Here is a 22,716-nt window from a genome sequence, read left to right as displayed (position 1 = left end):
TTCATCCGGAACCGCCACCATGAACCTGCCTCGTCTCACGCTCGCTGCCGCGCTCGCCCTCGCCACCGGTTTGTCCGTCGTTCCCGTCCAGGGGGCGCACGCCCAGAGCGCGCAAGCCGCCGACGAGCTCGGCGGCAACGCGGTGGCCGGCGTGTGCATGCTCTCGCGCGAGGCCGTGTTCGCGCAGTCCAAGGTCGGCAAGGCCGCCAGCGAGCGGCTGGGCCAGTTGGCCGAGCAGGCGAACAGCCAGTTGTCGAACCAGCGCAAGCCGCTGGATGCGGACATCCAGGCCTTCCAGCAAAAGGCCGCCTCGCTCACCGAGGACCAGCGCAAGCAGCAGGGCGCGGCGCTGCAGCAGCGCATGCAGACCTTCCAGTCGCAGGCCGGCGAGCAGAACGAGCGCATCCAGCTCACCCGCGCCAAGGTGATGCAGCGGATCGGCCAGGAAGCGCAGCCGGTGGTTGCCGCCAGCTACAAGAAGCACCAGTGCGGCCTGTTGCTCAACCGCGACGCGGTGCTCGGCGGCAACACCAGCAACGACCTGACCAGCGACGTCGTGCAGGGTCTGGACGCCAAGCTCACCACGATCAGCTTCAACCTCGAACCGCTGCCGGCCAAGGGTGCCGCGAACGGCGGCGCGAAGTAAGCGTCCCCAGGCCATCGGGACCGGCGGCGCGGCCGCCGGCTTCCCGTCGCCCACGCACGGAACCACGATGAACCAGTCCAGCTTCTATCCTGTCGGCACGGCGCTCCAGCCCTGGGGCGAGGCCGAACGCGAGGCATGGCGCTCGCGCCAGCGCGTGCAGCGCAGCTACGCGGATGACGTGTTGCGCCGGATCGACGCGCTGCGCGCGCACTGGGCGGTGGCACCGTACGGTGAGCTGGCCTATCCCGACGCACGCCATCCGCTGTACGCCCTGCGCAGTGCATCCTGGCGCGACGAACTGCCGGTAATGCTGGTCACCGGCGGCGTCCACGGCTACGAAACCAGTGGCGTGCACGGTGCGCTGCAATTCGCCGAGCAGCATGCGGCAGACCTCGCCGGCCGGGCCAACCTGCTGGTGGTGCCGTGCGTGAGCCCGTGGGGCTACGAACGCATCCAGCGCTGGAATGCTGCTGCGCTCGATCCCAACCGCTCGTTCCATGCGCACAGCCCGGCACAGGAATCGGCCGCGCTGATGGCGCTGGTGGCGCCGCTGCGCGAGCGCGTGCTGATGCACATCGATCTGCACGAAACCACCGACAGCGACGAGGCCGAGTTCCGCCCGGCCCTGGCGGCCCGCGACGGCAAGCCGTTCGAACCCGGCACGATTCCCGATGGCTTCTACCTGTGCGCCGACAGCGCGCAGCCGCAGCCCGCGTTCCAGCAGGCGATCATTGCCGCGGTGGCCAAGGTCACCCATATCGCGCCGGCCGACCCCGACGGCACCATCATCGGCTCGCCGGTGGTGGCGCATGGCGTGATCGAATACGACTACGGCCGGCTCGGCCTGTGCGCCGGCATCACCGCCGCGCCGTTCAAGACCACCACCGAGGTCTACCCCGACAGCCCGCGCGCCACGCCCGCGCAATGCAACGACGCCCAGGTGGCGGCGGTGGTGGCAGCGATCGACTTTGCGCTGGCGCATCCGGCCGGCTGACGCCGACCGCCCGGCGTGGTCACGCGCCGAGGCTGTGCTAGCATCGACCGCTGAAGGGGAGTAGCTCCCGATCGCTGTCGCCGTCATGACGGGCCTTGCGCCCCGGTGCAGCAGCAAATGACACAGCCATTTGCGAGCAAGACCTTCGCCGTCCCACGGCGAAGGTGCGTCCTGCAAAGATGCCTTTCCGCCGTGGCCCCAGAGCCTCACCGGAGCATCAACCCGCCCTTTGGCGTCCAGAACCCATCGTGAAGCGCGCTTGCGCGCCTTCGCCGTTTCCGCGGGCCAGGATGCTTTCCGGCCGGCGCCCCTTCGATAGAGACCACCCATGGAACAACTGGCCAACCCCGAAATCTGGATCGCCCTCGCCACGCTGACCGCGCTCGAGCTGGTGCTGGGCATCGACAACATCATTTTCATCTCGATCCTGGCCGGCAAGCTGCCGCCGGAACGACGCGACAAGGCGCGGCGCCTGGGCATCATGCTGGCGGCCGTGTCGCGGCTGGGCCTGTTGCTGGCGATTGCCTGGATCGTCGGACTCACCGCGCCGCTGTTCGAGCTGTTCGGCCACGCTTTCTCGTGGCGCGACCTGATCCTGATCGGCGGCGGCCTGTTCCTGATCGGCAAGGCGACCCACGAGATCCACCAGAAGCTGGAGGGCGCCACCGAGCACGTCAGCATCGGCGGCGCGGCCGCGGCGACGGCCACCTTCGGCGGCGTGATCGTGCAGATCATGCTGCTGGACATCGTGTTCTCGCTGGACTCGATCATCACCGCCGTGGGCATGGTCGATCAGCGCTGGGTGATGGTCACCGCGATCCTGGCCTCGATCGTGTTCATGCTGATGTTCGCCAGGCCGCTGGGCGAGTTCGTCGAGCGCCACCCCACGGTCAAGGTGCTGGCGTTGAGCTTCCTGATCATGATCGGCCTGGTGCTGATGGCGGACGGCTTCGGCCAGCACATCCCGAAGGGCTACGTGTACGCGGCGATGGCGTTCTCGGTGTTCGTGGAGCTGATCAACCTGGCGATCCGCCGGCGCACGCAGCGCCCGGTGGCGCCGGTGGCGCTGCACGAAAAGTACGCATCGGGCGAGTAGCGGCACAGGCACAAAAAAAACCCGCAGAGGGGAGTCTGCGGGTTGGGGGTCCATCTGTGTCGGGTGCGGAGGAGGAGGGGGAGCCTCGCCGCACGGTGGGAAGCGTGTCTCACGACATGGGGATAATGTACTAAGCGGTATGTTAATGGAGTGTGACTGGCCGGTGCGCCCGTGTGCAACCTCGCGGACGCAGCGGGCTGAACCGTTGTCCGGCCGCACGGGCGACGCTGTCCGCGGACAGCCGCCCGCAGCGGCAATCGACATAAAACATAAAATAAATCAAAAGCTTGGAACAAATTTTCGGGTTGGCACGGCGATTGCTCCATGGACAGCACAGGGACTTTCTGTTCAATCGGAGAACGCGTCATGAAATTCGAATCCATCTTTCTGACCATGCTGTTCGTTGCCTGCTCCAGCGTCTGCGTGCTGGTGATGGGGGCAATGCTGGCCGCCAGCCCGTCGTCGTCGCAGCAGGCCAGCGCGCGCCGTGCCGCACCCGCGGTCGCCGTGCAGGCCGATTGCGCCAAGCCGGTTGCGATGGATGTGTGCGGCGCGGACGAGGTCTGAGGCGCTGCGCCAGGGATGACATCGACCAGGCCGGCGCCTAGGCTGCAAGGCAGGTATTCACGGGCCGCCACGATGTTCGATCCGACTGCATCACCCGCGCCGCGGAAGGCGCGCCTGCTCGCCAGCATCCTCGCCGGGGTGATCGGCCTCGCCGCCTTCGCGGCTCACGCCGCTGCCCCGCTGCCTCCGCCTCGCGTGTCACTGGCCGATGGCAGGATCGAAGGCAAGCTTGCGACGGCGAACGGCATGGCGCTGGAAGAGTTCCAGGGTATTCCGTACGCGGCGCCGCCGACCGGTCCGCTGCGCTGGAAACCGCCGCAACCCGCTCCGGCCTGGAGCGGCGTGCGCCAGGCGACGCGCTTCGGCCCGCGCTGCATGCAGCTGCCGCTGTTCGGCGACATGCGGTTCCGCTCCGCCGGGATGGGCGAGGACTGTCTCTACCTCAACGTGTGGAAGCCTGCAGGCGCAACCGCCAGGCTGCCGGTGCTGGTGTATTTCTTCGGCGGCGGGTTCGTTGCCGGCGACGGCTCGGAGCCGCGCTACGACGGCGCCAGCCTGGCCAGCCGCGGCATCGTCACGGTGACGGTGAACTATCGCCTGGGCGTATTCGGCTTCTTCGCCACGCCGGCCCTCGCTGCCGAATCGCCGCAGCACGCGGCGGGCAACTACGGCTTGCTCGACCAGGTCGCCGCGCTGCGCTGGGTGCGCGACAACATCGCCGCTTTCGGCGGCGACCCGGCGCAGGTGACGATCGCCGGCGAGTCGGCCGGTTCGATCGCGGTGAGCGCGCTGATGACCTCGCCGCTGTCGCGCGGGCTGTTTGCCCGCGCGATCGGCGAAAGCGGCGCCCTGATCGCGCCGATCGCGCCGGTGCCGCTGGCGACGATGGAGCGCCGCGGCGAGGCTTTCGCGCAGCGTCTCGGCGCCGACTCGCTGACCGCGCTGCGTGCGTTGCCGGCCGATCGCCTGCTGCAGGCCACGCGCGAGCAGCACGGCGACGCCGACGCGAATCTCGACGGCTGGTTCCTGCGCGAGCCGCCCGCGGCCACCATGGCCCGCGGCGGGCAGGCGCCGGTGCCGCTGCTGCTGGGGAGCAATTCGCAGGAGGACCATTACACCGCGATCCTGAAAGATCAGCCGCCGACGCCGGCCAATTACCGCGCAGCGCTGAAGCGGCTGTTCGGCACGCAGGCGGCGCACGCACTGGCGCTGTACCCCGGCGACGACGCGACGCAGGTGAAATCCTCCGCCACCGCGCTGGCCGGCGACATGTTCATCGCGCACACCACCTGGCGCTGGATGGACCTGCAGCGCCGCCACGGCGGCGCGCCGGTGTATTTCTATTATTTCGACCAGCCGCGCCCGGCCAAGCTGGCGCCGGCGCCGGGTGAAACGCCCGATCCCGGCGCCGTGCACAGCGGCGAGATCGAGTACGCGCTGGGCAACCTGGCGGGCAATCCGGTCTACGCGTGGACGGCTGCCGACCGCGCTGCGTCCGCCACGATGGAAGGCTACTTTGCACAGTTCATCAAGACCGGCGATCCCAACGGCGCGGACCTGCCGCCCTGGCCCGCGGTGCACGAATCCGCTGGCGGACTGCTGCGCCAGGTGATTGCGGCGCATTGCCGTACCGAGGTCGACCACGGGGCGGCGCGGCAAGCGTTCCTGCAGGCTTTCTTCGCCACGCATGCGGACCCGTTGTAGCGGATCTCGCGGTGTTCACCCATGGCTTTAGTCATGGGTGCGTGGCGCAGGCTTTGGGTAGGATCGGGGTTCCCCCACGTCGAGCGAACCTTGATGAAGCCCACCCTTTCCCTGGCGATGACGATCGCGCTGACCAGCTCCATGGCGGCCTATGCCGACACCGCGGCGGACAAGCAGCACGCAGGCGCACACGCCTCCCACGCGGCGGCTGCCGACGTCCGCGCCAATCCGTTCTTCGCCGAAAGCACGCTGCCGCTGCACTACCCCGCGTTCGACAGGATCAAGGACAGCGACTACGCGCCCGCGTTCGACCGCGGCATGGCCGAGCAGCTGCGTGAAGTGGCGGCGATCAGCGCCAACCCCGCTGCGCCGACCTTCGACAACACCATCATCGCGCTGGAGAAATCCGGCGACGTGCTGCAGCGCACCTCGACCGTGTTCTTCAGCCTGTCCGGGGTCGAGAACAACGATGCGCTGAAGAAGCTGCAGGCCGAGTACGCGCCGAAGCTGGCCGCGCACCGCGACGCGATCACGCTGGACCCGGCGCTCTTCGCGCGCATCCAGAAGCTGTACGACGCGCGCGCCAGCCTGGGCCTGGATGCGCAGGGCGTGCGCCTGATCGAGCGCTACCACACCGATTTCGTGCGGGCCGGCGCCAGGCTGTCCGACGCCGACAAGGCGCACCTGAAGCAGATCAACGGCGAGCTGGCCAGGCTCGGCACCAAGTTCACCCAGAACGTGCTGGCCGAGGTCAACGACTCGGCGCTGGTGGTGGACAGCCGCGCCGAACTGGCCGGCCTCACCGACGCCCAGATCGACGCCGCGGCCGCCGCCGCCAAGGCGAAGGGGCTCGATGGCAAGTACGTGATCGCCCTGCTCAACACCACCGGCCAGCCGCCGCTGGCGCAGTTGGAGAACCGCGCGCTGCGCGAGCGCCTGTACAAGGCCTCGATTACCCGCGGCAGCCGCGGCAACGCGTACGACAACACCGCGATCGTGTCGCAGGTGATGAAGCTGCGTGCGGAGAAGGCGGGCATGCTCGGCTACCCGACCTGGGCTGCCTACGTGCTGGCCGACCAGACCGCGAAAACGCCGGAAGCGGTCAACGCCATGCTCGGCAAGCTGGCGCCGGCGGCAGTCGCCAACGCCAGGCGCGAAGGCGTCGCGTTGCAGGCGATGATCGACAAGGAACAGGCGGCGAAGGGCCAGCCCACGTTCGCGCTGCAGCCGTGGGATTGGGCCTACTACACGGAGAAGGTCCGCGCCGACAAATACAATTTCGACGAGAGCCAGCTCAAGCCCTACTTCGAGATGAAGAACGTGCTGGAGAACGGCGTGTTCTACGCCGCCGGCCAGCTCTACGGACTCAAGTTCAAGCAGCGCACCGATCTTCCGGTCTACAACCCCGACGTGCTGGTGTACGACGTCTACAATGAAGACGGCAGCCAGCTGGCGATCTTCCTGGCCGACATGTACGCGCGCCCGTCCAAGCGCGGCGGTGCCTGGATGAACTCCTACGTGGACCAGTCCGGGCTCACCGGCAACCTGCCGGTGGTGGCCAACCACCTCAACATCACCAAGCCGACCAGCGGCCCGACCCTGCTGACCTGGGACGAGGTGACCACGGCGTTCCACGAGTTCGGCCACGCATTGCACGGCATGTTCTCCAACGTGAAGTACCCGCGCTTCAGTGGTACCAGCGTGCCGCGCGACTTCGTCGAGTTCCCCTCGCAGGTGAACGAGATGTGGGCCGACTGGCCCAGCGTGCTGGCCAACTACGCCAGGCACTACCAGACCGGCGCGCCGATGCCCAAGGCGCTGCTGGACAAGGTGCTGGCCACCTCGAAGTTCAACCAGGGCTTTGCCACCACCGAGTATCTGGGCGCGGCGATGCTCGACCAGAGCTGGCACCAGCTCGGCGCGGACAAGATCCCCGACGCCGGCGGCGTGATGGCGTTCGAGGCGGCCGCGCTGAAGGCCAACGGCACCGATTACGCGCCGGTGCCGCCGCGCTACCGCACGCCGTACTTCAGCCACATCATGGGCGGCTACGCGGCCGGCTACTACGCCTACATCTGGTCCGAGGTGCTGGATGCGAACACGGTCGAGTGGATCAAGAGCCACGGCGGCCTGACCCGGGCCAACGGCGACCGCTTCCGCGCGACCCTGCTGTCGCAGGGCGGCAGCAAGGATGCACTGCAGCTGTTCCGCGATTTCGCCGGCCACGAGCCGCGGATCGAACCGCTGCTGGAGCGTCGCGGACTGGACGGCAGCGCCGAGTGACCGGCGTCGCCTGAGGGCGGCATGACGAAGCCGCCCGGAGCGATCCGGGCGGCTTTTTCGTGGCGGCAGCGGCCGAAACTGCGGTCGCGTGCGTGGCCGATTCAGATGCGGACTGCTACGGTGGCCACACGATGTGCCGACCCGCGAGCCGATTGCCGCCCCGTATGTCCGCTGCCTCCCACCACGCTGACGAAACGCTGCGCCTGGCGACGCTGCGCGCCATGGGTGCGCTGGATACTCGCGCCGAGCCGCTGTTCGATGCGCTCGTGCGCAGCGCTGCGGCGGCGAGCGGGCGGGCGCTGGCGCTGATCGTCCTGGTCGATGCCGACGGCCGCGGGCTCGCCGTGCATGGGCCGGCGGCGGATATCGACGAGCCGAGCGTGCTGCGGGTGCTGGCCAAGGCGAGTTCCGGCGTGCTGGCGATTCCCGACGCACGGCTCGATCCGCGCTGCGCCGACGATCCTCTGGTTGCCGGCGCGGCGGGCATCCGTTGCTTCGTCGCCGTGCCGATCAGACCGGGCGAGAGCGCGAAGGCGGGCGCATTGTGCGTGCTCGATCGCGTGCCGGGTACGCTCGACGAGCGGCAACACGAGACGCTGCGGCAACTGGCCCGCGCGGTGGCACAGGTGCTGGAAACGCGTCCGGTCGCGCACCGGAACAAGCCCGCACCGGTCGGCGCGGCACCGTCGCTGCGGCAGCCGCCGGAGTCGGCCCGCGAGACGGAACCGAAGCGGCGCACCCACGCAGCGCTGCTCGAACGCACCGGATGCCTGCTCGGCGCCGGCGGCTGGGAGCTGGACCTGGCCACCAAGGCGATCACCTGGTCGGACCAGACCTGCCGCCTGCACGACGTGCCGCCGGGTTTCCACCCGAGCCTGGAAGAAGCGGTGAGCTTCTACGATGCGGGGGCGCGGCCGGTGATCGACGCGGCCGTGCGCAAGAGCATCGACACCGGCGAGGGATGGGATCTGCAACTGCCACTGACCACCGCCACTGGCCGGAGGATCTGGGTGCGCGCGGTCGGCATCGTGGAACGCGCCGAGGATGGCACCCCGCTGCGGCTGGCCGGCGCTTTCCAGGACATCACCCTGCAGCGGCGCGCGATCGCGGCGTTGGAGGCCAGCGACCGCCGCTACCGCAAGCTGTTCCAGTACAGCCCCGGCCTGATCTGCACGCACGACCACGAGGGCGTGCTGCTGTCGGTGAACCCGGCGGCGGCCAAGTCGCTGGGCTATTCGGTGGGCGAGATGATCGGCCGCCCGCTGACCGATTTCATGTGCGCCGAACAGCGCCCGCGGTTCGCCGAATATCTGTTGCGCATCATGCGCAAGGACAGCGACACGGGCATGCTGCAGGTGATCGCCAAGGACGGCAGCGAACACGTTTGGCAGTACCACAACGTGCTGGACGACGACGTCGAAGGCGACGATCCCTACGTGCTGGGCCATGCGCTGGACGTCACCGAGCGCTTCCGCCAGGAGAGCCAGTTGCGCGAGTGGTCGATCCACGACGCACTGACCGGTTGCTTCAATCGCCGCTACCTGGCCGAGCTGACGGCCGGCCCGGCCGCGGGCTGGGGCTGCATCGTGTTCGACCTGGACCATTTCAAGCAGGTCAACGACACCCATGGCCACGCGCGCGGCGATGAGGTGCTGGTGGCCATGGCGACGTTCCTGCGCAACCATGTGCGGCCGCAGGATGCAGTGATCCGCCTCGGCGGCGACGAGTTCCTGGTGTTGCTGCGCGGTGCCGGCGAGGAGTTGACGCAAGGCGTGGTCGACCGGCTCGATGCCGATCGCGCCGCTGCGCCGATCGGCTTCACCATGGGCGCGACCACGGTGGTGCCGGGCGCCTCGCTGGAAGCCGCGCTGGGCGAAGCCGACCGGCGTCTGTACAAGGCCCGCGAAGGCCGGCCGAAGCGCGCAACGTGAAGTCGTCCGATCGCGGGCAGCCGGCGGAACAGGGCGGTGGACACGACCCGCACCCCGCGCATCCCCGCCACACCGGTCTGGTGCGCTGGCTGCTGCTCATCGCCGGCGGAGTGGCGTTGTTGCTGGGGCTGATCGGCCTGATGCTGCCGGTGATGCCGACCGTGCCGTTCCTGCTGCTGACGGCCGCGTGCTGGTCGCGTGCGTCGCCGCGCTGGCATCGCTGGCTGCTCTCGCTGCCCCGGTTGGGTCCGGCGATCGCGCGGTGGGAGCGCGATCGCAGCATTTCGCGGCGCGCGCGCTGGATGGCGCTGGGCCTGGTCACGCTGTCGATGGCCGGCACGATCTGGTGGTTCCGCGGGCACGCCTGGTTGCCGTGGCTGCTGGCCGCGCTGGTGGTGCTGCTGTGGCTGCTGATCCTGCGCCTGCCGGTGACGCCGGACGAGGGCGGCGCGAGCCTGCAGCAGACTCGCGAGTGAGAGGTTGCCCGCCGCGCGCTCCGCGGGGAGGGCAACCGTGCGGATGGATCAGGGCGCGCCGAGCGCGGGCGTCATCGCCAGTCCGCCGCCGCACTTGAGGTAGGGCGAGGCGCCCAGCCACCTGGCATCGGGATAATAGGAGAACACGTACTGGCCGCCCTTGAGCGCGTCGATCAGCGGTCGCGCGATCGCGCTGCGGACCGCCGGGCAACCGTAGCTGCGACCGATGCGGCCTTGCTCGCGGGCCAGTGCCGGGTTGACGTAGGCGGCACCGTGGATCACCAGCGCGCGCGCCAGTGCGCGGTCGTTGGTACCCGGCTCCAGCCCTTGCAGGCGCAGCGAATAGCCGTTGCGGCCGGCATAGGTGTCCAGCGTGCGGAACAGGCCCAGGCTGGATTGCCGGCTTTCCGGCGCGTTGGAGAACCTGCTGGCCAGGTTCTCGCCGGTGTTGCGCCCGTGCGCCACCAGTTCCTGATACAGCAGCTTGCGCCGGGCCAGGTCGAACACCCACAGCCGCGGCTCGGTGGATGGCCGGGAATAGTCGATCACCGCCAGTCGCGCGGGCGGCGGCTGGCCTTGCGCGGCGGCGCAGTCGGTGGCCGCCAGCGCCAGCGCGATCACCTGCGGATTTGCCTGCGGCGCGAGTTTGCTGAGCGTGTCGCGCAGTGTCGGCGCGGTCGCGTGCGCCGTACCACAGAGCGGCAGCAGCAGGATGGCAAGGAGGCGCAGTCGACTCATCGGGACGGCTTGGGCTTGGGGCGCGAACAGGCGTCGATGCTAGCAGTCGATCGTTAAGAACCTGTCCCGTGCGACCGGTCGCCGCGCCCGCCTGCGCCGGCCGGCGGTTGTGCTATGACTGGTCGCATCCTCCCGCACAGGACTTTCCATGTCGTCCGGCTTTTCCCGCGCCGTTTGCGCTGCTGCCTTGCTGGGCTGGCTGGCGGTCGCCGCGGCGCCTGCACAGCCGGCCGCAGTCGAGTCGGTCGGCATGGAACAAGCCGTGGCCCCGCTGCCGGGCCCGGTGGCCGAGCAGATCCGCGAACGGATCGAGCAATGGCGCGTCGCGCAGGCCGATGGCGCGACGGCCGCGGCGCCGGTCGCCGCGGTGGCGGCGTTCTACGAGCAGAACCGGTTCGCGCCGGCATGGACGCGACCGGACGACCTCGACCAGTTGCTGGCCGCGCTGCGCGGCATGGCCGCCGACGGCCTCGACCCGCAGGACTACGCGCTGGACGAACTGCAACGTCGGCGCCACGTGCTGGACGACCCGCAGGCCACCGCGCAGCAACGCGCGCAGTTCGACCTGCTGGCCACCGACGCCTGTTTCACCGCGTTGCTGCACCTGTATCGCGGCAAGGTCGATCCGGCCACGCTGGACACGCACTGGAACTTCGACCCGCGCCAGCTCGATCGGGCGCGGGGCCTGCAGGCGGTGCGCGAGGCGCTGGCGCAGGGCACGATCGGCGAGCTGTTCGCGCGGGCGCGGCCGCAGCACCCGTACTACGCCCAGCTGCGTGCGGCGCTGGCGAAGTTGCGCGGGGTGGCGGCGCAGGGCGGCTGGCCCGTGATCGCCGACGGCCCCACGCTGAAACCGGGCAGCCACGATCCGCGCGTGCCGACGCTGCGCCAGCGCCTGCAACGGGTCGGCTTTGCGGTGGGCGAGGGCATGGATGACCTGTACGCCCCGGCGCTGGAAGCTGCGCTGAAACAATTCCAGCGCGAACATTACCTCGTCGCGGACGGCCATCTGGGTACGGCCACCCTGGCCGCGTTGAACGTGCCGGTCACCACGCGCATCGAGCAGCTGCGCGCGAACCTGGAGCGCGCGCGCTGGCTGCTGCACCAGCTGCAGGGCGAGTTCGTGGTGGTCGACATCGCCGGCTACCAGGTCATCTACTACAAGGACGGCAAGCCGGTATGGCGCTCGCGCGTGCAGGTGGGCAAGCCGTACCGCAGCACGCCGGTGTTCAAGTCGAAGATCACCTACCTCACGCTCAACCCGACCTGGACGGTGCCGCCGACCATCCTGAAGAACGACATCCTGCCGAAGCTGCGCAGGAACCCGGGCTACCTCGCCGCCAACCGCATCCGCGTGCTGGACAGCCAGGGCCGCGAGCTGTCGCCGGCCAGCGTGAACTGGGCCAACCCGCGCGGCATCGTGCTGCGCCAGGACGCCGGCCCGGGCAATTCGCTGGGCCGGCTGGTGATCCGCTTCCCCAACGACTACGCGGTGTACATGCACGACACGCCGCACCAGGAACTGTTCGCCAGCGAGCAGCGCACGTACAGCTCCGGCTGCATCCGGGTGGAACATCCGCGCGAACTGGCCGAGCTGCTGCTGGACGATCCGGTGCAGTGGAATCGCGCGGGCATCGACCGCGCGATCGACACGCTGAAGACGCAGACCGTGATGCTGCCCAGGCCGGTGCCGCTGCTGCTGGCGTACTGGACGGTGGACCTGCGCGAGGACGGCCGGGTCGGCTTCCGCCCCGACGTCTACCGGCGCGACCCGCCACTGCTCGCCGCGCTGGCGCGCCCGCGCGTGTCGCCGTGGTTGCCGGCGGCCGCGACGCCGCCCTGAAAAAAAATGCCGCGCCGACGGGGGTGCCGGGCGCGGCCAAGGTCTGAACCGATCCACTGCCAATGCATCGGGCGCCGGCGACGGAGCGAGCCGCGCCGGCCCGGGCAGTTTGCCGGGCGCAGGTCTCACCGGCTGGGATCGCCCTGATCCCGGTCAGGGCGCGCGGCCGTGCCGGCCGCCATCATCGCCCCCGGCGGATGTGCCGCCTCTCAACCCTGGAGACCGTACCGATGCTGTTTCAAGTGAAGGATCTTGCCGGTGACACCGGCGCCATCGCCGCCATCCTGCGTGCCCATGACGCCAACGCGCAGGTCACCGGCGATCCCGTCGCGGGACAGATCGACGTGGCGGCGCAGTTGACCTCCGGTCAGGTCATCACCGCCCTGCAGGAGGCCGGTTACGAGGCCAGCCGCGTGTCCGAGCCGCGGCAGATCCACGTCAGCGGCGGCAGCACCTGCTGCGGCAGCTGCTCATGAGCCGCTGACGTCCCCGCCGCGCGGCCGCGTGCGCGGCTTGCGCGGCCCCGGCGCGGAATGCCGGCCCTGCGCCGCGTCGATCGCGTCGATCCAGCCCGCGCGTGAACCCGGAAACGCATCCGCGTACGGCACGTACGGCTTGATGTCGAGGATCGGCGTGCCGTCCAGCAGGTCGACGCCGCGCACGCGCAACGCGCCTTCCTCCACCGCCACCAGCTCCACTGCCGACAGCCCGATCGCATTCGGTCGGTGTGGCGAGCGCGTGGCCAGCACGCTGCGCTTGCCGCCGCCGCGCGGCGGGCGCACCTCGGCCTTCCAGCCCTCGCTGCGGTGGAACGCGAACAGCAACCAGATCCGCTCGAAGCCGGCCAGGTCGCGCCAGGCCGCCGCCGGAAAATCCGCCACGAACGCGATCACCGCGTTGGCTGCGGCCCCGCTTTCGGTGCCGGCCACCACGGTGGGCTGGTGCGGCGCGTCGATGCGCTGCGCGTAGGGCGAACGCACGAAGGCGATCGGCCGGCAGGACAATTCGCTGAAGGTATCGGCGCGGGTGTTCATTGCGGCATTATCCCTCTTCGCCCCGCCTTCCCCGCCGAGGACGCCATGAAATATCTCGTGATGATCTATTGCGACGACCAGCTGCTGGACGCGCTGCCCGAGGGCGAGTTCGACAGCCGCATGAAAAGCTGTTTCGGCAAGGCCGACGCGTTGCGCGCGCAGGGACAGTTGCTCGATTCGCAGCAGCTGGAAGCGCCGGGGACCGCGCGCACCGTGCGCGTGCGCGACGGCCGCACCAGCGTGGTCGACGGTCCGTATGCGGAGACCAAGGAATACCTGGGCGGCTTCAACCTGATCGAGGCGGCCGACATGGACGAGGCGGTGCGCATCGCGCAGTCGTTCCCGTGGTCGCAAACCGGCGCCATCGAGATCCGCCCGGTGCGCGACATGGATGCGGTACGCACGCGGGTGGGCGCCTGATGCTGCAACTGGTCGGCTTCGACGGCGACGACACGCTGTGGCACAGCGAGGACTACTACCGCCAGGCCGGCGACGCGTTCGCGGCGATCATGGCGCGCTACGTGGACGTGGCCGATCGCGATGTGCACGAGCGCATGCTGGCTACCGAGCAGCGCAACCTCAAGCTGTTCGGCTACGGCGCCAAGGGCATGGCGCTGTCGATGGTGGAAACCGCCATTGCGGTCTCGGACGGGCGCATCGGCGCGGCCGACATCCACGCCTTGATCGAGCTGGGCAAGACCGTGCTGCAGCATCCGGTGGAACTGCTGCCGGGCATCCGCGCCGCGGTCGAGGCGGTGGCGCAGCAGTACGAGGTGGTGCTGATCACCAAGGGCGACCTGTTCCACCAGGAGAAGAAGGTGGCGCAATCGGGCCTGGCCGACCTGTTTCGCCGCATCGAGATCGTCTCGGAGAAGGACGCCGCCGCCTACCGCCGCGTGCTCGGCGAGTTCGACATGCAGCCGGCGCAGTTCGCGATGGTCGGCAACTCGCTGCGCTCGGACATCGAGCCGGTATTGCGCCTGGGCGGCTGGGGCGTGCACATGCCCTACCACGTGACCTGGGCGCACGAACTGGAAAACGGCCTGGCTGCCGACGAGCCGCGCATGCTCACCGTCGATGCGCCCGCGGCCATCCCCGCCGCGGTGGAACGGCTGCGCGCCCTGGCCGCCGCGGCGCAGGGCGCGCAGCACCAGCCGGTCCGGCCCGCCTAATCGTCGAAGCCGGTGTAGTCCTCGGGAAAGATCGGCGTGCCGTCCGCCTCCAGCCCGGTCATGTCGGCCAGCGCTTTCGCCGCGGCGGCTTCGGCCACGTCCTTGTCGCGGAAGCTGCGGTTCTCGCAGATCGCGTAATACACCGGAAAGCCGTGGCGGCGCGGCGTGATCGCCAGCCACGCCGCGTAGCGCGAGCCTTCCAGGGTGGCGCCGGAGCGGGCCAGGTAGTCGTCGAACGCGCGCTCGGCCATGGTCGTCGGTTCCGCTCGGAAAGCCCGCATTGTATCGGCTGGGTCCGGGTTTGCCGCCGATCCCGGCGCTTCCCGCGCCTCAGCGGTTGCGCGTGCCGTTCGCGGCGCGGATCTGGTCGATGCTCAACGCTTCGCTTTCGCCCGGGGGCGGCAGGCCGATCCTTTCGCAGAAGGCGATGAAGCGCGGATCGTCGCGCAGGTTCAGGATGAACGGATCGGTCGGCAGGAACAGCAGATCGGCGGCCGAAGCATGCTGCAACCATTCCACGGCGTGGCCGGCATCGCCGCGCAAGGCGTAGATCTGCGCGATCAGATGCGGATCGGCGTTCGCCTCGGCCTTGCCGGCGAGGGCGTTCGCCAGCGCGGTGTCCGCGGCGGCGCGATCCGGCCCGATCTGGGCCGCCAGCGCCGTGTACGGGTTGCGGTACTTCGCGGGCATTTGCAGCGCGCTGCCCATGGCCTTGACCGCGTCGCCACGCGCCAGGGCAACCGCCATGCGCAGGAACAAGGATGAATAGCGCCAGTGCGCGTTCGTCTGCGGCAGGCTTTCGGCGGTGCCAAGGTATTTCTCCGCTTCGTCCAGCCGGCCGGACGCCAGCAACAGCTTCGCGTACTGCTGGTAATTGATGATGTACAGCGGCTCGATTGAAAGCAGATGCTGCCTCGACCGGATTGCCTCGCGCAGTTTCCCGACCTGGGCAAACACATAACCGCAGCCATTGAGGACGGTCCCGTCCTCCGGCGCCAGTTGCACGGCGCGACGGCATTCGGCCAGGGCGCCGCGATGGTCGAAGCTGTAGACCATCAGGTAGGCGCGGGCCGCGTGGGCCGCCCCCAGCCCGGGCGCCAATTGCAACGCCTGGTCCGCTGCGCGCCTTGCCTCGTCCATGTGCTGGCGGGCGGCCTCGACGGACTCGTTCGAGAACGTGGCGACGGTGCTCAGCGATCCCGACAGGTGTGCCCATGCCATCGCATAGCCGGGGTCGAGTTGCACGGCCTTGGCCATGTATTCGGATGCCCGGCGGAAATCCTCGTCGTGCCAATGCTTCAGGCCCTGCAGATAGGCGTTGTAGGCATCGATGCTGCCGCTGGGCGGCCGGTCGTCATGCCTGACGGATTCGCCGGGCGACAGCAGCTTCACCTGCAACGCACCGATGACCGCGGACGCGATTTCGTCCTGCAGGGCAAACAGGTTCCGGTACGGGCGATCGTAGTGCTCGGCCCACAGCGTGCTGCCGTCGGCGGCCCTGGTCAGCGCGGCGTTGATGCGCACGACGTCGCCCACGTGCTGCACGCTGCCGCTGAGCAGGTAGGACACACCCAGCTTGCGGCCGATGGTGCGGCTGTCGTCCCTGCTGCCGCGGAACTGGAAAGCGGAATCGCGACCGATCACTTTCAGCCCGCCGAAGCGGGAAAGGGAGTTGATCAGGCTTTCCGACAAGCCGTCGGAAAAGAACTGCTGTCCCTTGTCGTTGCTCGCGTTGACCAGCGGCAGCACCGCGATGCTGCGCTCCGGCGCCGGCTTCGGCGCGCTCGGCGCATGCGGCCACCACTGCCAGCCGGCCACCGCGAGCAGCGCCAGCAGCGGCAGCAGCCACCACATGGCGCGCGCCATGCCGTGCCGGTCGCCGGCGCGCCGCCGGGCCACCGGAGGATGTGACGCGGCGGGCAGCACCGGCACCGGCATCGTCGGCGCTTGCGACGCGGGGATCGGAACGGCCCGCGACGGCGCGTCGGGCGTGGCTTCGGGAAGGTCGAAGCGGTAGCCCACGCCATGCACGGTGTGCAGGTAGCGCGCCACTTTCGCGTCCTCGCCAAGCGCATGCCGCAGCAGGGTCATCAGCCGGTTCAGCACCCCGGGGGTGACGTGGCGGTGGCCCCAGACCGCGTCGAGTATCTCGTCGCGGGTGAAGACGCGGCCGGGCGTGCCGGCGAGCAGCGCGAGCACGGCGAAGGCCTTCGGTTCCAGCGGCTGTCCGATGCCCCCGCGCAACAGACGCCGGCCGGCGAAGTCGATCGTGCAGTCGTCGAAGGCGAGCGGGGCGGGCGTTGACGGGTCCATGGCGTCCTGTGGCGGGTAGCGCACGAGAGTGGACGAAAACCGGTGCTGCGGGCGACCCCAATGTTTTCCCAAGGAATCCAAGCAAAGTCCAGTCTTTCCCGAGCGGCCGCCTCAAGACCCGCCGCGCCACACCCCCGAAGCTGGACGCGCCGGCCCTCGCCGGCACGCTCGCGTGCAGTCGCGATGCCCGCGCCTGCACAGGGTGAGCGACGCGTCGCCATGGCGCAACCAGTCCGCGGGGAAGGGTTTTCTCCGCGGTCGTCCACACCCATGCAAGGAGAGACCCATGAACCGCAAGTACCCACAGTGCGCACTGGCCATCGCCGCCATCCTGTCCGCCAATGTCTACGCGCAGCACTACGGCGCGTGGAGCAACGCGCAGCTTGCGCCCGGCATCAACACCGCGGCCGCCGAAGGCTGTCCGATCGAGTCGCCGGACGGGGACAACCTGTACTTCATGTCCACCCGCAATGGCGGCCTGGACAACTGGCGCGCAACGTGGAATGTCGCGATGCGCAGCTGGGACCACGTCACCAACCTCGGCGCACCGGCGAATTCGCCCACGGCCGCCGACTACTGTCCCACGCCGTTGCCCGGCAAGTGGCTGCTGTTCGTCAGCTCGCGGCAGAACGCCGAGGATTGCACCGGCTGCAAGGCGATACCGCCGCCGCCGCCCGGCAGCCCGCCGGCCGGCGACATCTTTCTGACCCGCGAGAATCCCGCGCACGGCTGGGCGACGCCGGTGGATCTGGGCGGCTATGCGGACGGTGGCCCGAACACCAAGGGTTCGGAATACAGCCCGTCGGTAGTGAAAACCGCCCAGGGTACCTTCCTGTACTTCTCCAGCGACGGCTATCCGGACAGCAAGGGCCATGACATCTACATGAGCCGCCAGCGTGCCGACGGCAGCTTCGGGCCCGGCGTGCGCGTGGCCGAGCTGAGTACCGATGCCGCCGACCTGATGCCCAACGTGCGCAGGGACGGGCTGGAAATCGTGTTCAGCAGCAACCGGGCCAGCGCCGATCCGCGCAACCAGGACATCTGGTACGCCACGCGCCCGAACACCGCTTCGCCATGGACGGTGCGCGGCCGGATCGAGAATCCCGCGGTCAACACGGCGGACGGCGCGGAAACCCGCGCCACGCTGTCCAGCGACGGCACCCGCTTGTACTTCGGCCGCAAGCACTTCGCCCAGGTGCCGGCCGACCCGGGCGATGTCTACGTCAGCACGCGCGTCAGGTTGACGTGGGGACGCGGCCACGACGAGCACCACGGGCGCGACGAGCACCACGGGCACGACGATCGCCACGGGCGCGGCCGCTCCCACGATCACCACGGACACGGCACGCACTGAACCCTGCGTCGGCGGGACGGAACATGCGGTCGCGGCGGTGGTCGTCGCCGCGACCGCATGCGCAGCCGGAGCCCGCTCGTCCGTGCCGCGGGGGAGGCATCACGTACATCGCGTGACCCGCTTGCCGCATCATGTGCCGATGATCGCCGCATTCCCGAATGTGCCCCGTGTGGTGCTCGACACCAACGTGTGCCTGGACATCTTCCTGTTCCACGATGCGCAGTCCGCCGCGCTGCACGTGGCGATGCACGAGGGCCGCATCCAGGCGGTGACGCGCGCCGACTGCCGCGCCGAATGGCTGCGCGTGCTGCACTATCCGCAGGTGCCGCTCACCGCCGAAGCACGGCCCGGCGTCGAGGCCGCGTTCGATGCCCTGGTGCACTGCCTGCCCGACGATCAGGCCACGGCGTCGCCCGAGATGCCGCTTCCGCGCTGCGGGGATCCGGACGATCAGAAATTCCTGGAACTGGCACAGGCCGCGGGTGCGCGCTGGCTGGTCAGCAAGGACAACGAGTTGCTGAAGCTGGCCCCGCGCTGCAAGCGCGACGCGCTGTTCTGGATCGGCCTGCCGCAGGCGTGGTCGTTGCGCCACGCTTGACGATCGCGTCACCCGGAGCCGTGCTTCACTGGCCCGGCCATCCGCGGAGACACGCCATGCTCACGCCCCACACCATCGACTGCCCGTACTGCGGCGAACCCGTCGAAATCCTGCTCGACGCATCGATCCCCAGCCAGCAATACATCGAGGACTGCCAGGTGTGCTGCCGCCCGATCACGCTGACAGTGGACGTGGACGACGATGGCGCGATCGCGGTGCGCGCCCGCGGCGAGAACGACGCCTGAGCGAACTTCATGCCAGCGCGCTCCGCGCGCGATGCTCTTGCGAATCCCGAATCCGTGGGAAGAGCATCGCGCACAGGGCGTTCCTACAGGGCGTCGATGTCCTGCGCGAGCAACGCGGCGCGGGTGGCTTCGTCGCTGGCCGGGGTGACCGGGCGGGTGAGCTCCCACAGCATGCGCGCGCGAAAGCCCAGCGCCACGGCGTCCTGCGCGGTCCACAGCACGCACACGTCGCGCGCCAGTCCGCACACCACCACCTCGTCCACGCCGCGCTCGCGCAGCCAGCCGGCCAGGCCGGTGCCGGGGCGCGTGCCTTGCGGGCCGTGGTTTTCGCGAAAGCCGCTGTAGGAATCCACGCCCGGGTCGCTGCCCTTGCGGATCACCGCGTCCAGCGCCGACCAGTCCACCTGCGGATGCAGCGCGGCGCCCGCCGTGCCCTGCACGCAGTGATCCGGCCACAGGGTCTGCGGCTGGCCATGCAGGGTGATCTCGTCGAACGGCGCACGGCCCGGATGCGAGCTGGCGAACGACGCGTGGCCGCGCGGATGCCAGTCCTGCGTGGCCACCACATGGCGAAAGCGGCGCGCGCGCAGCAGCGCGTCGATGCCGTCGATGATCGCGTCGCCGTCGTGGCAGGCCAGCGCTCCGCCGGGCATGAAGTCGGGCTGCACGTCGACCACGATCAGGGCCGTCGTGGCGGAAACGGCGTGAGTCATGCAGACTGCTCCGGACAGGTGGAGCGGCAGTCTAGCGTGCGCGCGCGGCAGGCGGACACGCGCGCGGCATCCCGAAGGGGCAGAGCAGTGCATTACGACCAATCATGGATGGGCAGTGGCATCGTCGGCGGCCTGCAGGCCGGCGCGATCTCGGCAGCGGCCGGGCTACTGCTGTTCCTGGCGCTGCACTGGCTGGGCCGACGCCGCGGCTGGAGCGCCGCGCGCAAGATCGGCTGGGCGTTCCTGCTGGCCTGCGTGCTCACCGTCAGCGGCGACCTGTGGGACATGTTCTATCTCAACTACGCCAACCTGCAGTCGCTCGCCCTGCTGCAAGCGGTGCTGGCCGGCATGCACGATCCGGAGCACCTCGGCCTGCGCGTGCTGTGCGAGTTGCTCGGCGTGTCGCTGGGCATCGGCGTGGGGTACGCATCGTGCGGTGGGGATCGACGCGGCCGTGGCGGCAGCGACGCACGGACGTGATGGCGAGTTGACCGTCTTTCTCCGGATGGCGAGCCTCGCTCTCGCGCGGTGAACTCAAGCCGCCGGCTGCACCCCATTTGCAAATGATCGACGCGCCGACGGCACTCGTCATCCGGGAGTCGCCTCCGTGCGCCGGTGCGCGACGCCAGCGCCATCGCATCGCCGTCCGGGAGAATTTCATGCCGACTTCAGCGCCAGTCCTGGCCAGGATCGCCTAGAGCGACAGCATGGTTGACCCGTAGCATGGCGCTCGGTTCGTCGGTGCGTCGGGAGCGCACTCCATGCGCATCCAATGCGTGATGAACCAGGCCACGGGGGGCCTTTGCTGGAGGGGAACATGAATACTTGCGCACGCAAATCGCGTCCGCGATGCGCCAGCCTGTCGCTGTTGACGCCCGGATGCAGTCTGCCGCGCTATGCGGCACCGACAAAGGCCCGGAAAAAGGCACCGGCACCCGCCGCGACTGCCTTGCGCACCACCAGCTTGTTGCCGACGGTACGGCATCAGCAGGCCCGCCCACTCAAGCCGAGCGGGCGCCCGCCGCAATCGTCGTCGAAGGCTCACCTGTACACCGACTACGGTCGCCCGGAGCGCAATCCGTCGGCTTCGCTGCGCATGAGCGTGGCGGCCGCCGCCACCCATGATGTCAACGCGTTTGCGTCGGCCGGCGGCAGCAGCCTGGTCACCCTGGTACGCAACTCGTCGGTGGACGCTTGCATCGACACCTTGTTCAGCGTGACTGGTGCCAGCGCCGGCCAGGTGTTCAACCAGGCGAAGATGGTCACCATCGCCAACGCACTGCAATCCGGTGCACCCGGTCACACGAAATGCGGACGCGCTTCGCCGGCTTTTTTGGCGTATTCGCTACTCGACGCGGGCGTTTCCGCCTATCTCCGCACACCCGACCGGTTCAATCTTTCGCAGGTCCAGAGCCGCTGGGGGTGGGCGCGGCGAAGTCGGAGATCGCCGGGAACAGGCCCTGGACAGTTTGATCTGCATGCAGGATCGGCACTCGAGATCCTGTGCTGGAGCGCGAGCGTCACCGTCTCTTGGGGAGGTGGCGTGAATGACATCCGTTCACGCCAGCGAATTTGCAGGAGTGACCGAATCCCCGCGAAATCCATCCCGGTGGCGCGCAGCAACACCAGAAGGATCAGATTTTCGTCAGTCGCCGTTGTTTGTTCCCTCACAGAGCTGGAGCAGGCTTCGAATGTCTGCTCCTCCAAGGAGATTTCAGCATGAACCGTACGCGACCCCCGACTTTCAAGACGACGTTAAAGACATCGTCACTTGCCCTTCTCTTGGTCTTGTTCTCGCAAAGTGTCTTGGCATCGGGCGTGAGCCAGCACAAGCGTTCGATGCGACCCGCTCCGGCGGCAAATGCCAATGCGGTGAAGGCGATCGTGCACGCCAAGTCCGGTACTCCCGACTTCCGCCCCAGGCCGCCTGTCGGCGCTCGGCTCCCTGAACGCTATCTGGACTACGACCACAGCCCACAGACCTCATCTGCACGGTTCATCGTCGACAACTCGACCCAGGCAAAGCATTTCGCGCAGCTCGACACCAGGAGCCATACCGCTGCAGTTGCCGCTGCAGTTGCCAGTTGCGACACGAATGCCTTCGCCAGTGCCTCGAGCAGCACGATGGGCGAGTTGGTCCGGACCTCTACACTCGATTGCCTCAATACGCTCTTCAGCGTTTCGGGAAGTACCGGCGCCTCGGTGCTCTCGGCGAGCAAGATGAGCGCGGTGGCGAACTACGCCGCCGCGTATGCCGCGTCGTATCCGGGCGATGACACCACCGGCGTGCAGCAATTCGCGTTGTATCTCCGCGCTGGATATTACGTCCAGTATTACAACTCGAGCTCGATCCCCACGTACCCGTCCAGCGTCACTTCAGGCGTGACTGCGTATCTGGATGCCTTCTTTGCCAGCTCGCACAGTTACGACGTGAATGACGCCCACGGCGCGGTGTTGAATGAGGTCATTACCCTGACGGCCAGCTCAAATCAGGAAGCCCGCTACGCAAGCAGGTACAAGGCGCTGTTGAACGATTACAACAGCAGCTACAACGCCTATTACAACATGCAGGCGGCGATGGATTCGGTTCTGACTGCATATTTCCAGGGTGCCTGGCAGCCGGACTGGGTCAGCACGGTGAACTCCGATACTTCGATGGTCACCACGTTGTACGACTTCGTCACCCATAGCAGCTTCAACGCCAACACTTCCAACGAATGGTTGACGCGTGACGCTGCCGGCGAACTGGCGCACTTCCTCGACAACACCGTCTACGCGGCCAATGTCGTCAGTACGGCCAAGCCCTTGGTGGCCGGCGTCATCTCCAGCTACAACTACACCAACAACGGTCCGTCGATCTTCATTGCCGCGGTGTCCGGTCAGGATTACTACGACAGCGCGAACTGCAGCTATTACGGGACCTGCAACACCAAGGCGGATGTCAAGGCGTATGTGCAAGGGCAGACGTATCAGTGCCCCGGCGATGCGATCAAGATCGTTTCATAGGGC

The 22,716-nt window shown here is 68.7% G+C and carries 23 protein-coding genes; 18 read left to right on the top strand and 5 right to left on the bottom strand.

Features of this window, described 5'->3' with window-relative positions:
- Positions 1 to 19: 19 nt before the first annotated feature.
- The 8 genes from ACVCMG_RS08350 (at position 20) to ACVCMG_RS08315 (ending at position 9,697) form a co-directional block, all read left to right on the top strand.
- On the top strand, positions 20 to 646 hold the full coding sequence (locus ACVCMG_RS08350) for an OmpH family outer membrane protein (RefSeq protein WP_395116082.1): 627 nt from the start codon (positions 20 to 22) through the stop codon (positions 644 to 646).
- A gap of 67 nt (positions 647 to 713) precedes the next feature.
- Positions 714 to 1,640, top strand: a complete 927-nt coding sequence (locus ACVCMG_RS08345; protein ID WP_395116084.1) for a M14 family metallopeptidase — start codon at positions 714 to 716, stop codon at positions 1,638 to 1,640.
- Between the two features lie 328 nt (positions 1,641 to 1,968).
- On the top strand, positions 1,969 to 2,736 hold the full coding sequence (locus ACVCMG_RS08340; protein ID WP_447115374.1) for a TerC family protein: 768 nt from the start codon (positions 1,969 to 1,971) through the stop codon (positions 2,734 to 2,736).
- Between the two features lie 366 nt (positions 2,737 to 3,102).
- Positions 3,103 to 3,303, top strand: a complete 201-nt coding sequence (locus tag ACVCMG_RS08335; protein ID WP_395116088.1) for a hypothetical protein — start codon at positions 3,103 to 3,105, stop codon at positions 3,301 to 3,303.
- Positions 3,304 to 3,375: 72 nt separating this feature from the next.
- A complete protein-coding gene (locus ACVCMG_RS08330) occupies positions 3,376 to 5,007 on the top strand; it encodes a carboxylesterase/lipase family protein (protein WP_447115373.1) in 1,632 nt (543 codons plus the stop codon).
- Between the two features lie 93 nt (positions 5,008 to 5,100).
- The gene (locus ACVCMG_RS08325; RefSeq protein WP_447097393.1) at positions 5,101 to 7,290 is read left to right on the top strand and encodes a M3 family metallopeptidase; all 2,190 of its coding nucleotides are present in this window, start codon (positions 5,101 to 5,103) and stop codon (positions 7,288 to 7,290) included.
- Between the two features lie 164 nt (positions 7,291 to 7,454).
- Positions 7,455 to 9,221, top strand: a complete 1,767-nt coding sequence (locus ACVCMG_RS08320) for a sensor domain-containing diguanylate cyclase (RefSeq protein WP_447115372.1) — start codon at positions 7,455 to 7,457, stop codon at positions 9,219 to 9,221.
- The gene (locus ACVCMG_RS08315) at positions 9,218 to 9,697 is read left to right on the top strand and encodes a YbaN family protein (protein ID WP_447115371.1); all 480 of its coding nucleotides are present in this window, start codon (positions 9,218 to 9,220) and stop codon (positions 9,695 to 9,697) included. Before ACVCMG_RS08320 ends, ACVCMG_RS08315 begins: the two co-directional genes overlap by 4 nt.
- A 48-nt stretch (positions 9,698 to 9,745) precedes the next feature.
- Here ACVCMG_RS08315 and ACVCMG_RS08310 read toward each other — a convergent pair whose 3' ends face one another.
- On the bottom strand, positions 9,746 to 10,435 hold the full coding sequence (locus tag ACVCMG_RS08310; protein ID WP_447115370.1) for a murein L,D-transpeptidase catalytic domain family protein: 690 nt from the start codon (positions 10,433 to 10,435) through the stop codon (positions 9,746 to 9,748).
- 148 nt (positions 10,436 to 10,583) lie between these two features.
- Here ACVCMG_RS08310 and ACVCMG_RS08305 point away from each other — a divergent pair, with 148 nt between their 5' ends.
- Both ACVCMG_RS08305 and ACVCMG_RS08300 read left to right on the top strand, forming a co-directional pair.
- A complete protein-coding gene (locus ACVCMG_RS08305; RefSeq protein ID WP_447115369.1) occupies positions 10,584 to 12,278 on the top strand; it encodes a L,D-transpeptidase family protein in 1,695 nt (564 codons plus the stop codon).
- Positions 12,279 to 12,508: 230 nt separating this feature from the next.
- The gene (locus ACVCMG_RS08300; RefSeq protein WP_395116102.1) at positions 12,509 to 12,754 is read left to right on the top strand and encodes a hypothetical protein; all 246 of its coding nucleotides are present in this window, start codon (positions 12,509 to 12,511) and stop codon (positions 12,752 to 12,754) included.
- Here the strand turns inward: ACVCMG_RS08300 and tsaA are convergent.
- On the bottom strand, positions 12,749 to 13,312 hold the full coding sequence (tsaA, locus tag ACVCMG_RS08295; RefSeq protein ID WP_447105472.1) for a tRNA (N6-threonylcarbamoyladenosine(37)-N6)-methyltransferase TrmO: 564 nt from the start codon (positions 13,310 to 13,312) through the stop codon (positions 12,749 to 12,751). The two genes, ACVCMG_RS08300 and tsaA, sit on opposite strands and share 6 nt — an antisense overlap.
- A gap of 45 nt (positions 13,313 to 13,357) precedes the next feature.
- Here tsaA and ACVCMG_RS08290 point away from each other — a divergent pair, with 45 nt between their 5' ends.
- A complete protein-coding gene (locus ACVCMG_RS08290) occupies positions 13,358 to 13,732 on the top strand; it encodes a YciI family protein (protein ID WP_447101035.1) in 375 nt (124 codons plus the stop codon).
- Positions 13,732 to 14,484 carry an HAD family hydrolase gene (locus ACVCMG_RS08285; RefSeq protein WP_447115368.1) on the top strand — a complete coding sequence of 251 codons (753 nt, stop codon included), beginning with the start codon at positions 13,732 to 13,734 and terminating at the stop codon, positions 14,482 to 14,484. The genes ACVCMG_RS08290 and ACVCMG_RS08285 overlap by 1 nt, the downstream gene beginning before the upstream one ends.
- Here ACVCMG_RS08285 and ACVCMG_RS08280 read toward each other — a convergent pair.
- Both ACVCMG_RS08280 and ACVCMG_RS08275 read right to left on the bottom strand, forming a co-directional pair.
- Entirely contained in the window at positions 14,481 to 14,735 is a 255-nt protein-coding gene (locus ACVCMG_RS08280; RefSeq protein ID WP_395116110.1) for a hypothetical protein, read from the bottom strand. The genes ACVCMG_RS08285 and ACVCMG_RS08280 overlap by 4 nt on opposite strands.
- Positions 14,736 to 14,814: 79 nt before the next feature.
- A complete protein-coding gene (locus ACVCMG_RS08275) occupies positions 14,815 to 16,797 on the bottom strand; it encodes a winged helix-turn-helix domain-containing tetratricopeptide repeat protein (RefSeq protein WP_447115367.1) in 1,983 nt (660 codons plus the stop codon).
- Between the two features lie 286 nt (positions 16,798 to 17,083).
- Between ACVCMG_RS08275 and ACVCMG_RS08270 the strand changes: the two genes are divergently transcribed.
- The 3 genes from ACVCMG_RS08270 to ACVCMG_RS08260 all read left to right on the top strand — a co-directional run bounded on the left by ACVCMG_RS08270 (position 17,084) and on the right by ACVCMG_RS08260 (position 18,994).
- A complete protein-coding gene (locus ACVCMG_RS08270) occupies positions 17,084 to 18,151 on the top strand; it encodes a hypothetical protein (protein WP_447115366.1) in 1,068 nt (355 codons plus the stop codon).
- A gap of 139 nt (positions 18,152 to 18,290) precedes the next feature.
- Positions 18,291 to 18,749 carry a putative toxin-antitoxin system toxin component, PIN family gene (locus ACVCMG_RS08265; RefSeq protein WP_395121324.1) on the top strand — a complete coding sequence of 153 codons (459 nt, stop codon included), beginning with the start codon at positions 18,291 to 18,293 and terminating at the stop codon, positions 18,747 to 18,749.
- Positions 18,750 to 18,805: 56 nt separating this feature from the next.
- The gene (locus tag ACVCMG_RS08260) at positions 18,806 to 18,994 is read left to right on the top strand and encodes a CPXCG motif-containing cysteine-rich protein (protein WP_395116116.1); all 189 of its coding nucleotides are present in this window, start codon (positions 18,806 to 18,808) and stop codon (positions 18,992 to 18,994) included.
- A gap of 83 nt (positions 18,995 to 19,077) precedes the next feature.
- Here the strand turns inward: ACVCMG_RS08260 and pncA are convergent, their stop codons facing one another.
- Positions 19,078 to 19,707 (bottom strand): bifunctional nicotinamidase/pyrazinamidase, encoded by a 630-nt coding sequence (gene pncA / locus ACVCMG_RS08255; protein ID WP_395116118.1) that lies wholly within the window; start codon positions 19,705 to 19,707, stop codon positions 19,078 to 19,080.
- Positions 19,708 to 19,815: 108 nt separating this feature from the next.
- Here pncA and ACVCMG_RS08250 point away from each other — a divergent pair, with 108 nt between their 5' ends.
- The 3 genes from ACVCMG_RS08250 to ACVCMG_RS08240 all read left to right on the top strand — a co-directional run bounded on the left by ACVCMG_RS08250 (position 19,816) and on the right by ACVCMG_RS08240 (position 22,713).
- Positions 19,816 to 20,187 carry a hypothetical protein gene (locus ACVCMG_RS08250; protein ID WP_447105476.1) on the top strand — a complete coding sequence of 124 codons (372 nt, stop codon included), beginning with the start codon at positions 19,816 to 19,818 and terminating at the stop codon, positions 20,185 to 20,187.
- Between the two features lie 337 nt (positions 20,188 to 20,524).
- The gene (locus tag ACVCMG_RS08245; protein WP_447115365.1) at positions 20,525 to 21,430 is read left to right on the top strand and encodes a M9 family metallopeptidase N-terminal domain-containing protein; all 906 of its coding nucleotides are present in this window, start codon (positions 20,525 to 20,527) and stop codon (positions 21,428 to 21,430) included.
- 95 nt (positions 21,431 to 21,525) lie between these two features.
- Positions 21,526 to 22,713, top strand: coding sequence for a M9 family metallopeptidase N-terminal domain-containing protein (locus tag ACVCMG_RS08240; protein WP_447115364.1), 1,188 nt, complete (start codon positions 21,526 to 21,528; stop codon positions 22,711 to 22,713).
- Positions 22,714 to 22,716: the final 3 nt, after the last annotated feature.

The organism is Rhodanobacter sp. UC4451_H18 (assembly GCF_052978225.1).
Note: the sequence above shows the minus strand (reverse complement) of the source record. Positions and strands in the feature narration are given on the sequence as shown.

Coding starts and splice junctions, on each gene's coding strand:
- ACVCMG_RS08350 (WP_395116082.1), top strand. CDS start 20: ATGAACCTGCCTCGTCTCACGCTCGCTGCCGCGCTCGCCCTCGCCACC.
- ACVCMG_RS08345 (WP_395116084.1), top strand. CDS start 714: ATGAACCAGTCCAGCTTCTATCCTGTCGGCACGGCGCTCCAGCCCTGG.
- ACVCMG_RS08340 (WP_447115374.1), top strand. CDS start 1,969: ATGGAACAACTGGCCAACCCCGAAATCTGGATCGCCCTCGCCACGCTG.
- ACVCMG_RS08335 (WP_395116088.1), top strand. CDS start 3,103: ATGAAATTCGAATCCATCTTTCTGACCATGCTGTTCGTTGCCTGCTCC.
- ACVCMG_RS08330 (WP_447115373.1), top strand. CDS start 3,376: ATGTTCGATCCGACTGCATCACCCGCGCCGCGGAAGGCGCGCCTGCTC.
- ACVCMG_RS08325 (WP_447097393.1), top strand. CDS start 5,101: ATGAAGCCCACCCTTTCCCTGGCGATGACGATCGCGCTGACCAGCTCC.
- ACVCMG_RS08320 (WP_447115372.1), top strand. CDS start 7,455: ATGTCCGCTGCCTCCCACCACGCTGACGAAACGCTGCGCCTGGCGACG.
- ACVCMG_RS08310 (WP_447115370.1), bottom strand. CDS start 10,435: ATGAGTCGACTGCGCCTCCTTGCCATCCTGCTGCTGCCGCTCTGTGGT.
- ACVCMG_RS08305 (WP_447115369.1), top strand. CDS start 10,584: ATGTCGTCCGGCTTTTCCCGCGCCGTTTGCGCTGCTGCCTTGCTGGGC.
- ACVCMG_RS08300 (WP_395116102.1), top strand. CDS start 12,509: ATGCTGTTTCAAGTGAAGGATCTTGCCGGTGACACCGGCGCCATCGCC.
- tsaA (WP_447105472.1), bottom strand. CDS start 13,312: ATGAACACCCGCGCCGATACCTTCAGCGAATTGTCCTGCCGGCCGATC.
- ACVCMG_RS08290 (WP_447101035.1), top strand. CDS start 13,358: ATGAAATATCTCGTGATGATCTATTGCGACGACCAGCTGCTGGACGCG.
- ACVCMG_RS08285 (WP_447115368.1), top strand. CDS start 13,732: ATGCTGCAACTGGTCGGCTTCGACGGCGACGACACGCTGTGGCACAGC.
- ACVCMG_RS08280 (WP_395116110.1), bottom strand. CDS start 14,735: ATGGCCGAGCGCGCGTTCGACGACTACCTGGCCCGCTCCGGCGCCACC.
- ACVCMG_RS08275 (WP_447115367.1), bottom strand. CDS start 16,797: ATGGACCCGTCAACGCCCGCCCCGCTCGCCTTCGACGACTGCACGATC.
- ACVCMG_RS08270 (WP_447115366.1), top strand. CDS start 17,084: ATGAACCGCAAGTACCCACAGTGCGCACTGGCCATCGCCGCCATCCTG.
- ACVCMG_RS08265 (WP_395121324.1), top strand. CDS start 18,291: ATGATCGCCGCATTCCCGAATGTGCCCCGTGTGGTGCTCGACACCAAC.
- ACVCMG_RS08260 (WP_395116116.1), top strand. CDS start 18,806: ATGCTCACGCCCCACACCATCGACTGCCCGTACTGCGGCGAACCCGTC.
- pncA (WP_395116118.1), bottom strand. CDS start 19,707: ATGACTCACGCCGTTTCCGCCACGACGGCCCTGATCGTGGTCGACGTG.
- ACVCMG_RS08250 (WP_447105476.1), top strand. CDS start 19,816: ATGGGCAGTGGCATCGTCGGCGGCCTGCAGGCCGGCGCGATCTCGGCA.
- ACVCMG_RS08245 (WP_447115365.1), top strand. CDS start 20,525: ATGAATACTTGCGCACGCAAATCGCGTCCGCGATGCGCCAGCCTGTCG.